Origin of the sequence: Streptomyces tremellae (assembly GCF_039540215.1) — a bacterium.
GTDB classification, from domain to species: Bacteria; Actinomycetota; Actinomycetes; order Streptomycetales; family Streptomycetaceae; genus Streptomyces; species Streptomyces tremellae.
The window spans coordinates 172,396-183,907 of sequence record NZ_BAABEP010000006.1 but is presented as its reverse complement, the minus strand read 5'-3'; the positions used below and the strand labels follow the sequence as shown (position 1 = coordinate 183,907).

Below are 11,512 nucleotides of genomic sequence, written 5' to 3'. Positions count from 1 at the left end.
CGCAAAAGGGTCCACCGACTCCGTCGGCGGACCCTCAAGAAAGATCGAGGTTAGTACTCCAGCCCGCTACACACCCCACATCCAAGCCGTTGGCCAGAGCTGATGGAGAAATCCGACTTGAGTGCCAGGCCGTCGCTGCACGTGGCGCGGATGACGGCGCAGCCGACGTGACCGTCGCGTAGGTCGCGTGGAGCCCTGGAGCGCCCGGGGGTCCGGCGCGGGGCCTTTGCCGCCCCGCCCGGCCCCGCAGCCACGCGCGCCCCGGCCCTACGCCAGGAACTCCCGCACCACCTTGCTGAGTTCGTCGGGCTTCTCCGTTGCGGCCGCGTGGCCCGAATCGATCTCGACGTACGCGCTGCCCGGGATCGCGGCGTGGAACTCCCTCGCGTAGCGCACCGGAACCAGCTGGTCGCGGGTCATCCCGACGATCAGCGTCGGTGCGGTGATCCTGTCGACGTAGTGGCTGATGTCGACCTCGCTGACAAAGTCGACCAGGGCCACCATGCCTTCGGTCGGGGCGAGTCCGGCCCGCAGGGACAGGCGCTCGGGCGGACGCATCGCATCGATGAACTCGTCGGAGAGTACGTGCATCAGCGTGTACTCGGCGAAGGCATTGGCGTCGACCTCCGCCAACTTGCGCCAGGTTCGGGCGAGGAGCCGCTGCCAGGGGCGTCGGTAGTGCACGAAGCCGCCCAGCAGCACCATGCGGCGCACCCGTTCCGGGGAACGGCCCGCGGCCGCGGCCGCGACGACGGCTCCTGTGGAGATACCGAAGAGGTCGACGGGGCCGCCCACGGCGTCCCGCGCCGCGGCCAGCACTTGGTCGGCCAGCATGTCGACGTCCACCTTGCCCTCAGCGGGCAGCGGGGTCAGAGTGCTGCCGGAATAGCCGGGGATGACGGTGCGGCGCTGGGCGGTGAATTCGTCGAGCAGGCCCGCAAAGCTGGTCTCGGGGTGCCCGGTCCCGCCGTGGACAAGGACCAGGGGGGTCCCGTTCCCCTCGCCCTGGACGTAGTAGCCGACCGGGATGCCGTCGACATCGATCGTGTGCTGGGCCATGGTCATGAGGTGGTGCTCCTGTTCTCTTGAGGGCCGCCCTCACGGCCTGCGGGCCGCTCGGCGTCGCGCGGCAGCGGCGCGCCAGGTGCGGCGAAGGCCTTCCCGGGGCGCGAGAGCAGCCAGACGAGGAGGCAAGCGGCGGCGGCGAAGGCCGCCGCGACGGGCAGGAGCAGGGCTGCGGAGCGGGCGAGGACGGCCGCGCCGATGAGGCTGGCGGCGAAGTTGCCCAGGTAGGCGGCCGAGGTGTTGAGCGAGGTGACCAGGGAGGCGCCGCCCGCGGGGGAGTACGTGATGACGCGGTGCTGCTGCGGTCCCATCACCGCGTACGACACAACGCCGCTGAGCGCTGTGGTGACGGCGGCCAGGACGAAGTCGTCCCGCACCGCCAGCATCAGCAGGAAAACGGCGACCATACCCGCCGTGGCACCGATGACGACGCGCCGGGGGTCGGTGCGGTCGGCCAGTGCGCCCGCTCCCAGGTTCCCCGCGGTAGCCGCAACGCCGAACACCATGAGCAGCAGAGCGAGCTTGTCCTGGCTGCCGTCGAGGGCCGGGGCGAAGACGGCGCTCATGTAGGTGAAGGGCAAGAAGATGCCGATGAAAGCGAAGAGGGTGACCACAAGGATGCGCAGCACCCTGCGGTCGGTGAGGGGCGCGAGGCGTTCGCGCAGATCGGTGCTCTGATCCAGGCGGACGGAGGGCAACAATACAGCGACGACCACTGCGACCACGGCCGCGATGGCCGCCACGAACCAGATGGCAGCCTGCCAGCCCCACGCGCCGCCGATAAATGTGCCCAGCGGGGCCCCGAGCACGAGCGCCAGCGTCGCCCCCGCGGTGACCATGGTGATGGCCCTGCCACGGTGCTTGTCCCCCGCCAGGTAGGCGGCCGTGGCCACCGCGCTGGCCATGAACATCGCCGCGCCCGCGCCCGCCAGGACACGGGAGGCGAGAACCAGCGCGTAGGTGTGCGCCGAGGCGGTGACGGCGTTGCCCACCGCCAGCAGGGCCACGCCGACGACCAGGACCCTGCGCCGCGGCCAGCGGCCGGTCAGTGCCGCGAGGACGGGGCCGGAGAAGGCGTACGCGAGGGAGAACAGGCTCACCAGCTGTCCCGCGGCGCCGGTACTCACGTCCAGTGTGTGGCTGATCTCGGGCAGCAGACCGACGATGATGAAGCCGTCGGTCCCGACCACGAAGGCGCCGAGCGCCAGAATCGCCGTCCGCGCGCGCCAAGGCGGGACGGGCGCCGTGTCGGTCTGATCCGTCTGTGTCACAGTGATGCGACCTTTCGTCGTTCTTCCGTGCTGTGGTGGTGCGTTGCTCGTGCGTGCGGGCTCACGCGGTGGCCTCGGCGGGTGTGGTCGCGGCGACGGCCGCACGGGCGAGCCGGGCCGCGCGGTCGTCGGTCTTCGCGTACTGGTCGAGCCGGTTGTTCAGCTGCGTCGAGGTGTAGGCGAAGGCGAGGTCGTGGTCCGGGGCTACGAGGACGAGCGCGCAGTCCTGCCCGTAATGCCCAAAGGACACCACCTCTGTGCCGGCTTGGGGCAGGTGGCGGTCAGGCAGCATGAACCCCTCCGCATACGCCCGCTCGCGGGCGAAGACCCGGTCCGTACCGCGCCGCCGCAGTCGGGTGGCGCGCCGCAGGGTGTCGGCGTTCCACAGGCGTACACCGTCGACGGGGCCGAGCGTAGCGGCGAGGACGCGGGCCAGCGGCCGAGCCGCGGAGACCGCGTTGCAGCCGGGTATCTCGGCCGCGAGGTAGCGCATGGTGCGTTCGGCATCGAGGAGATTCGGGTTCAGCTGGGACCGGCTGAGCAGCGAGGAACTGTCGTCGAGCAGGTGCAGGACCTCCGCTGCGGTCGCGGTGCCCGCCTGCCCGGAGGTGCGGAATGCCTCGACGCGGCCGAAGAATGCAGGGCCCACGCCGATGCGCACCTCGGCACCGAGCGGCCCGCGGAATTCCGCCTCGAAGAGTTCGTCCACGCTCTTTCCTGTCGCCCTGCGGAGGTACTCACCCACTCCCCAGCCGAAGGTCAGGTCGTGGTAACCGTGGTCGGTGCCCGGCTCCCAGTACGGGCGCTGGGCGGCCAGTGCCTCGACGGCTGGGTACCAGTCGACGACATCGTCGACGTCCAGGCGCCGGTCCACGCCGACGAGCCCCGCCTGGTGGGCCAGGAACGTCGCCAGCGTGATCTCATGCTTGCCCTCGGCCGCGAAGGCGGGCCAGACATCCGCTATGGGGGCATCGACGTCGATGACGCCGCGCTCGTGCAAGGCGTGCGCCACGACGGCCAGCAGCGCCTTGCTTACCGAGCGGACGATCTGGAGCCGGTCCTCCGGCCGGCCCCTGGAGCGCAGCCAGACGCGTTCGCAACCCCCGGTGTAGACGCACAACTCGGCGCCGGAGTCGGCGCCTTCCTCGTGCACCCGATCGAACTCGGCGACCAGCGGCAGAAACTCCTCCTCCGCGGTGCCCACGATGTGGGGTGTGTCGACGGCGGTGCCCATGTCAGTCCTCCTCCTTCGGCATAGGCCGCGCGGGCACTCGGGCCTGGGCTGCCTCACCCGCCACGCGCCGTTCGATGTCGGCCGCCAGCGCCTCGGGCGTCGGGTTCTCGAAGCAGATCGCCGCGGGCAGCGGTACGGGGACCAGCCGCTGGAGCTTGTTCCTGATGGTGAGCGCGTTCAGGGAGTCCATCCCCGCGCCCGGCAAGTCGAGACCCGTCAACTCATCCTCCGCGTAGCCCAGTACGGCGGACACGACGTGACGGCAGTGGGCGAGGATCTCCTCGCCCGTTGGCGGCCGGTCCACCACTGCGTCCGGTCCGGCCGGGGGCTCGGCACCCGCCACCGCCACCCCGTGCAGTACGGGGTTGGAGGCCAGGTGGTCCTCGGGATCCAGGGAGTCCCAGCGGGTGGGCAGCACCGCGACCTGGCCCGAGGGCCAGCCGGTGAGCGCGGCGCGCACGACCGGGCGGCCCTCGGCGGCGGAGATGGTACCCACGCCCCTGCGCTCCAGGCCGGCCAGGAACTCCCGGTCGCCGGCGAGGACGCCGACGTCCGACCACGAGCCGAGGTCCAGGGCGAGGCCGGGCAGCCCAAGGGCGCGGCGGTGTCCGGCCAGGGCGTCAAGGAAGGTGTTGGCGGCGGCGTGGCCTGCCTGTCCCGGGTTGCCGAACAGGCCGCCGTACGAAGAGGCCATGGCGAACAGCGTGAGGTCCGGCGCGTACCGGGCGGCGGCCCTGTGCAGGTTCCAGGCCCCTTGTGCCTTGGGGCCCAGGACACGCGCGATGCGGTCCCAGTCGGTGCGGTCGATGACGGCGTCGTCCAGGACGCCAGCCGCATTGACGACGCCGAGCAGTTCGCGGCCGTCCCTGGCGCAGTTCCTCAGCAGTTGCTCCACCTGCTGGTAGCAGGACACGTCGAGCGGTTCCGTACGGATCTCTGCGCCGAACTCGCTCGCCAATCGCTTGAGTTCGGCTCCCTTGGCGCTGTCGGGTATCCGCCGGCCGCACAGCAGCAGGCGGGTCGCGCCACTCTCGAGGAGCGCACGCGCGCACTCGAGGCCGACTCCAAAGAGGCCGCCTACCACCAGGTACCAACCGGCCGGGTCCAGCCGGGGCTCCGCGTCCCCCGGTGGCGGCAGCGCGGGGCGCAGCCGGGGCAGCAGTACGCGGTCCCCCCGGACCGCAAGCTCGGCGTCGCCGCTGGGCACCACGTCCAGGGCGGCCGCCAGCTGTCCGGCGGCGGCGCTCCAGTCCTGCCGGGTCCCGACGGGGTCCAGGTCGACCAGCAGGTGGCGCAGGGTGGGGTATTCGGTGCGCGCGGTGCGGGCGATGCCCACCACGGCGCCCTGAGCCGGGATCGCGTCGTCCTCGGACAGCACGCGGTGCGCTCCCGCGGTGACGGTGCACACGCGTACTCGCGTCAGGTTGGCCTCCGAGAGTGCCTGGAATGCCTGAAGTACGGCGAGCCCCCCGGCCCTGCGCACGTCCAGCTCCACCGAACCGGTCGCCGTGGGCAGGCCCGCACGGTCGGCGTGCCGCTTGCGCAGGGCGGGCACGGCGTTCAGCACGGTGTGCGGCCGGAAGACGGCCATGGTCTTGGCGGTCTCTGTGACGGCGTCGGGGCTCTCCTCCAGCACGTGCACCCGCACTTCGGCACCGCGCCGCTCCAGTTCGCGCACCACCACACCGACGTCGGTGGACGATGGGGCGAGCACCAGGCAGCGTGTGCCCGGAGCCGTAGCGGCGGTGTCGTCCGGCTCCGCTGCCGAATCCCAGTCGAGCACCCAGTGGCCAACGGGGCCGGTGTGCGGGTGCCGGGTGGTGGGCAGGTCGAGGGCGCCCAGCGCCCGGCCGTCGACCTGTGCGGCCGACCGGTCCGCGGTGGTGGCCCGGGGGATCCAGTGGCGCTCGCGCTGGAAGGGATAGGTCGGCAGAGAGGTGAGCCGTCCGTGCGCCTCCGCCGCGCTCCAGTCGACGTTCAAACCGGCGGCGTACGCGCCTGCCAGGGCCAGCCGCGTCGAGGCGACGTCGTCGCGCTCCCAGCGCAGCGTCTCCAGGAAGACGGGCTCCTTTTCCCCTGCGCCGGGCTCCAGCGACAGCTGCGCGAGCCCGGCCAGCGTGTGCGACAGGCCAATCTCGACGAAGACGTCCCCGGCGCCCCGCGCAGCAGCGCGCACCGCGTCCACGAACCGCACCGGTTCGCGCATCTGGCGCCGCCAGTAGGCGGGCGTAGCCATGTCCGGGCCTGCGGTCGTGCCGGTGAGCGTGGAGATGATCTCCCTTACCGGCGGATGCATGTCGACCGTGGCCAGGACGGACTCATAGGCGTCGAGGATGCCGTCCAGGTGCGCGGAGTGCGCGGCCACCGCGATGCGCAGCCGTCGGCAGGTGATGCCCTGCCGCTCGGCCTCCGCGACGGCCGCGTCGACGACGGCGCGGTCGCCGGAGACGGCGGTGCGCTGCGGTGCGTTGAGCGCGGCGATGCTGATGGTGCCCTCGGCGTCCAGGCCCGCAAGCAGTTCGGACGTGCGCGTCTCGTCGGCGAAGACAGCCGCCATGGCCGCGGCGTCCGGCAGCGAGGCGAGCAGCTTGCCCCGCTCGCAGACCAGGCGGAGCCCGTCCTCAAAGGAGAAGACCCCGGCGGTGTGCGCGGCGGCGTATTCCCCCAGGCTGTGGCCGAGCACGACCTGCGGTTCCACGCCCCAGTCGCTCCATAGGCGGGCCAGCGCGACCTGGAGGACGTACACGGCGGGCTGGGCCAACCGGATGTCGGTCAGCGGGGTGCCGCGGCGTGCGGGGTCCTGGTAGAGCAATGTGGTCAGCCGCTGCCCGGTGTGCCGCTCGAAGTGCGGGTCCGCCGCGTCCAGGGAAGCGCGGAAAACCGGTTCGGCTTCGTACAGGCCACGGCAGCCTTCCAGGTACTCGCCGCCCTGGCCGGAGAAGAGCGCGACGGGCCGCGCGGGGGCAGCGGCCTTCCCGCGCACCAGGCCGATTTCGCCGTCGAGCCGGCCTGCCGTCTCCTCGTCACCGTCAGCCACTGCTTCCAGGAGCGTGGCGAGCGTGCCAGCGTCGGAGCCGACGACGGCGGCGCGGTACGGGAAGTGACGGCGTCCGGCGCCCAGGGTCAGGGCCGCGTCAGCGGGTGCGGGACCGTCCGGGGCGCGCAGGGCCCGCCCGGTGCGCGCGGCCAGTTCGCGCAGCGCAGCGTCGCTGCGGGCGGAGAGCGCCAGCACGTGCACGGGTTCGCGGGGGCCGTCGACGGCCCCCGCGCCGGGTGGCGGAGGCGGGGCCTCCTCCAAGATCGCGTGGGCGTTGGTGCCACCCAGGCCGAACGCGCTCACCCCGGCGCGGCGCGGTCCCTCACCGGCGGGCCAGGGCCCGGTGGTCGACTGTACGTAGAACGGCGACGCGGCAAAGTCGATGGCCGGGTTGGGCCGTTCGAAGTGGAGCGAAGCGGGCAGGGTGCGGTGGTGCAGGGCAAGGGCGGTCTTGATGACGCCCGCGATGCCGCCCGCCCAGCTCAGGTGGCCGATGTTGGTCTTGACCGATCCGATGGCACACGATCCGTTGCGCGCCCCCTCGAATGCCTCGCTCAGTGCCGCGATCTCGATCGGGTCGCCGGTCGGCGTGGCCGTGCCGTGCGCCTCGACGTACGACACGGTCTGCGGGTCGACGTCGGCGACAGCCAGGGCCTGGCGGATGACGGCCGCCTGCCCATTCACACTGGGGGCGCTGAAACCTGGCTTGCCCGCGCCGTCGTTGTTCACGGCGGTACCGCGTACGACCGCGTAGACGCGGTCGCCGTCGGCGAGGGCCTGGGCGTACGGCTTGAGCAGGACAGCGCCGACGCCGCTGCCGAAGACGGTGCCCGTGGCGCGCGCGTCGAAGGCTCGGCAGTGCCCGTCGTGGGAGACCACCAGGCCCGGCTCGGGGCGGTAGCGGTCGATCTGCGGCACGGGCACGTGCGAGCCTCCGGCCAGGGCCATGTCGCATTCGCCCGCGAGCAGCGCCTGGCACGCGAGGTGCAGGGCGTACAGGGACGTCGCGCAGGCTGCCTGCACGGCGACCGTGGGCCCGTCCAGGTCGAGCTTGTAGGCCACCCGGCTGGCGAGGAAGTCGCGCTCTGCGGCCATGGCGAGCTGCAGGTCCTCGGTGGAGTCGAGAAAGTTCGCCGCAGGCCTGCTCGCCTGGCCGCGCAGATGGTTCATCAGGTAGAGGCTGGTGCCGCAACCTCCGTAGACGCCGATGCCGGGCAGGCCGCGGGCACCGGCCGCGCCACCGTCCTCCAGCGCCTCCCAGCACACTTCGAGGAACAGCCGGTGCTGAGGGTCCAGGAGGGCCGCCTCTCGGGGGCTGAAACCGAAGAAACCCGCGTCGAAACGGTCGATGCCGTCGAGCGTGGCGCGCGAGCGCACCCACGGACCGGCGGCGGGGGCCTCGAGGTCGCTGGTCTCCTCCACGTCGACCGACTCGACCCCCTCAACGAGGTTGCGCCAGAAGCGGTCGGGGGTGTCTGCACCAGGGAAGCGGCAGGCCAGGCCGATGATAGCCACTCCGTCGGCCTGCCCGGGCCCGTCGGGATGCCCGCCCGCGTACGGGGTCGTACGCCCGGGCTCGTGAGCGTGGTCGGCCGCGTACGGAGTGGTCTGCCGGGTCCCGTCGGGGTTCTCGTCGTCGTACGGGTTCATCTGCCGAATCCCAACTTTCTCGATCGTGGCCGGTGCTACCTCGGGCGGCGGGCCAGCCGACGCCGCTCGGCCGCGCTCGGCTGGGCGCCGCCCGGCGCCGGGTGCGTCGCGCGCAGGGAGCGGGGCGCGGGAGCAGTTCCGGCAAGCCGGCGGGCGAGCTCGGGCACCGTCGGGTACCGGTAGAGCTCAACCAGGCCGAGCCCCGCTTCGGGGAAGCGCTCGGTGAGCCGGGTGAACACCCGACCGAGGAGAAGGGAGTTGCCTCCCAGGTCGAAGAAGTTCCGCTCGGTGTCGGCCGCGACCGGCTCGTCGAGCACCTCACTCCACACCCCTGCCACGGCCTCGGGCAGCGCCTCCGGGGGTGGCAGGGGCCCGTTGGTGCGGGCCGGGGACGTGGCTGCGGCGCGCGACGCCTGGGTGAGCAGCCATCCCTCCAGCGCTTTGCGGTCGAGCTTTCCGGTCAGTCCCAGGGGCAGCCGGGGCAGCAGGTGCAGCCGGCCCGGCACCGCATAGCCCGGCAGGGTGCCTGCGGCCTGCTTGAGCGCGTCGCGTTCGCGCACGGCCCCGTGGGGGTCCGCGGCGGCGGCGACCAGGCCGGTCACCCGTCCGGTGTCGTCGCGCTGCGGGAAGACCGCCGCCTCCTCGATGCCGTCAACGGCGCGCAGGGCAGCCTCGACCTCACCGAGTTCGATACGGAAACCGCGCACCTTGACCTGGCTGTCCAGGCGTCCGTGGTAGCTCACGATGCCTTCGGCGTCCCGGCTGACCAGGTCGCCGGTGCGGTACCAGCGCCGCTGCGTCCCGTCCCCGTCGTCGAGCAGCGGAAAGCGGCGCTCCGTGAGACGGAGGTCACCCCGGTAGCCGCGGGCGAGCCCCGCACCGCCGATCAGTAGTTCACCGCGCTCCCCGGCCGGACGGTCGCGGCCGCCCTCGTCGACCACGCGCAGCCGTACGCCGCGCAGGGCGCGACCGACGGGGACCTGCTCGGTGTCGGCGGCCGAGCAGGCGTGAAGTGTGGTGTAGACGGTGGTCTCGGTGGGACCGTAGCCGTTGAACACGTACGGGATGGGGGCCAGTTGCGCGACGAGCGCGGGCGTGACGATCTCACCGCCCATGAGCAGCATGTGCAGTCCGCGCACCGCGTCGGCCAGCACGGGGTCGCGCAGCATCAGTTGCACCAGCGAGGGCGTCGACTGGAAATGCGTGACGCCGCCGCCTGCCAGCACGCCGGTGAGAAACTCCGCCCCCTGCTCCGAGACGCCCGACAGGGCGTCGATGTCGGCGACGACAAGCGGAATGCCCCGGGTCAGCGGCCAGAAGAGGTCGACGACGGACATGTCGAAGCACACGTTCGCCGCGGCCAGCCAGCACTGCCGCGTGCGGTCGGCCAGTTGGGGGAGGACCTCGTCGAGGTCCGCGAACAGGCTGCTGACGGCAGCGTGCTCGACGGCGACGCCCTTGGGCGTGCCGGTGGAGCCGGAGGTGTACAGGACGTAGGCCAGGTCATCACCGGTGGGCGGCTGCGGCGCCGGAGCGGCGGTCGCGGGCGCGTCCACGGCGCCTTCCGGGGCGCGCAAGGTCAGACGAGACAGCTCGGCGAACCTGTCGGCCGTGCCCGCATCGACCAGCAGACAGACAGTCCCGTCCAGGACCATGCGAAGCCGAGCGTCCGGCAGTCCCGGGTCGACGGGCACGTACGGGGCCCCGGACGCCATGACGCCCAGCAAGGCCGCAAGGCGCGGTACGCCGGGCGCCATGGACACCGCGACAGAGCGGCCGTCCCTGTAGCCCTCGGCGCGCAGCAGCCGCGCCACGGACTCGGCACGGGACCACAGCTCCGCGCGGGTGACGGACATGGTGGCGTCGGAGGCCGCCAGTGCGTGGGGGTCCCGGTGCACGAGCCTGCGGAACTGCTCGACGACGGAACAGGTCGCGACCTCTTCCCTCTCACGTACGGGCACAGGGGATTCCGCCTCCTCGATTCGATGGGTTTTCGCGACCACGCACAGCCGCACTCATCATCGAGGCGGCGCGCCGACATTAGGCGGGGCAGGAGACCGGGCTCAACGCCCGTCGGCGGCCAGGCCGGAAGTGGCCGCCTCCGGCTCCGCCGCGTCGCCGTGGCACGGGCCTACGCTTCTCCCTGAGCCCTCTGGGACGCACAGCAACCGTGAAGGAGAGCTGCCTCCATGGCAACGCGCCTCGCCATCAACGGCTTCGGCCGCATCGGCCGCACCGTCGCCCGCATCGCCCTGCAACGGCCGGACATCGAGCTGGTGGCCGTCAACGACCTGACGGACACTGCGCTACTCGCCCACCTGCTGCGCTACGACAGCGTGCACGGCCGTCTCGCGGACCCGGTGAACGTCAAGGACGACGATGTGCTCACGGTGGGAGGGGAGCAGATCGCGGTCCTGCGGCAAAAGGACCCGGAGACTTTGCCCTGGGGCGAGCTGGGCGTGGACGTGGTGCTGGAGTCGACTGGCGCGTTCACCGACGCCAAGGCCGCGGCGGCCCACCTGGAGGCCGGTGCGGGCCGCGTGCTGATCTCGGCGCCGTCAAGCAACGCCGACTTCACCGTGGTCCACGGAGTGAACGACGCCGGCCTCACTCCCGCCCACCGCATCGTCTCCAACGCCTCCTGCACCACCAACTGCGCCGCTCCGCTGGCCCAAGTGCTGCACGAGAACTTCGGGGTGCGCCGTGGGCTGATGAACACCTCGCACGCCTACACAAGCGACCAGCGCCTGCACGACGCACCGCACCGCGACTACCGCAGGGCGCGTGCCGCCGCCGTCAACATCGTGCCCACCAGCACCGGCGCGGCACGCGCCGTCGGGCAGGTGCTACCCGAACTCGCCGGACGCCTGGACGGGTTGTCGATGCGGGTACCCGTGCCCGATGGCTCGGTCGTCGACCTCACGGTGGAGGTCGAGCGCTCCGTCACGGCCGAGGAGGTCAACGCCGCCTTCGCCGAGGCGGCCCGCGGGCCGCTCGCGCAGGTCCTCGACTACAGCGAGGCGCCACTGGTCTCCACCGACATCCTCGGCACCTCCGCCTCCTGCACCTTCGACGCGCCGCTGACCATGGTGCTGGGCGGCCCTTACGACGGGTCGCTGGTCAAGGTGGTGGGCTGGTACGACAACGAGTCGGGCTTCTCCCACCGCGCGGTCGACCTCGTGCGCCTTCTGGGCGATCTCGGACCGACGGCCTGACACCGAACTGCCCGGTGCCCCGGCGGTTCGGGTGCACCGG

At 72.2% G+C, this 11,512-nt stretch carries 6 protein-coding genes; 1 reads left to right on the top strand and 5 read right to left on the bottom strand.

Translation table 11 applies throughout. The annotated features are described in order from the left end of the window. Positions 1 to 267: 267 nt before the first annotated feature. From ABEA77_RS07925 to ABEA77_RS07905, 5 genes are all read right to left on the bottom strand, one after another. Positions 268 to 1,065 carry an alpha/beta fold hydrolase gene (locus ABEA77_RS07925; protein ID WP_345643115.1) on the bottom strand — a complete coding sequence of 266 codons (798 nt, stop codon included), beginning with the start codon at positions 1,063 to 1,065 and terminating at the stop codon, positions 268 to 270. After that, a complete protein-coding gene (locus ABEA77_RS07920; RefSeq protein ID WP_345643113.1) occupies positions 1,062 to 2,336 on the bottom strand; it encodes an MFS transporter in 1,275 nt (424 codons plus the stop codon). Before ABEA77_RS07920 ends, ABEA77_RS07925 begins: the two co-directional genes overlap by 4 nt. Before the next feature lie 61 nt (positions 2,337 to 2,397). After that, the gene (locus tag ABEA77_RS07915; protein ID WP_345643111.1) at positions 2,398 to 3,570 is read right to left on the bottom strand and encodes a serine hydrolase domain-containing protein; all 1,173 of its coding nucleotides are present in this window, start codon (positions 3,568 to 3,570) and stop codon (positions 2,398 to 2,400) included. A gap of 1 nt (position 3,571) precedes the next feature. Continuing rightward, positions 3,572 to 8,257, bottom strand: a complete 4,686-nt coding sequence (locus ABEA77_RS07910; protein WP_345643109.1) for a type I polyketide synthase — start codon at positions 8,255 to 8,257, stop codon at positions 3,572 to 3,574. Positions 8,258 to 8,292: 35 nt separating this feature from the next. Next, positions 8,293 to 10,218, bottom strand: a complete 1,926-nt coding sequence (locus ABEA77_RS07905; RefSeq protein WP_345643107.1) for a non-ribosomal peptide synthetase — start codon at positions 10,216 to 10,218, stop codon at positions 8,293 to 8,295. Between the two features lie 228 nt (positions 10,219 to 10,446). On the opposite strand from ABEA77_RS07905, the gene gap reads away from it, so the two are divergent. After that, positions 10,447 to 11,472, top strand: coding sequence for a type I glyceraldehyde-3-phosphate dehydrogenase (gene gap, locus ABEA77_RS07900; RefSeq protein ID WP_345643105.1), 1,026 nt, complete (start codon positions 10,447 to 10,449; stop codon positions 11,470 to 11,472). Positions 11,473 to 11,512: the final 40 nt, after the last annotated feature.

What these genes read in the sequence shown, in the direction of transcription:
- ABEA77_RS07925 (WP_345643115.1), bottom strand. Translation starts at nt 1,065, where the DNA reads ATGACCATGGCCCAGCACACGATCGATGTCGACGGCATCCCGGTCGGC.
- ABEA77_RS07915 (WP_345643111.1), bottom strand. Translation starts at nt 3,570, where the DNA reads ATGGGCACCGCCGTCGACACACCCCACATCGTGGGCACCGCGGAGGAG.
- ABEA77_RS07910 (WP_345643109.1), bottom strand. Translation starts at nt 8,257, where the DNA reads ATGAACCCGTACGACGACGAGAACCCCGACGGGACCCGGCAGACCACT.
- gap (WP_345643105.1), top strand. Translation starts at nt 10,447, where the DNA reads ATGGCAACGCGCCTCGCCATCAACGGCTTCGGCCGCATCGGCCGCACC.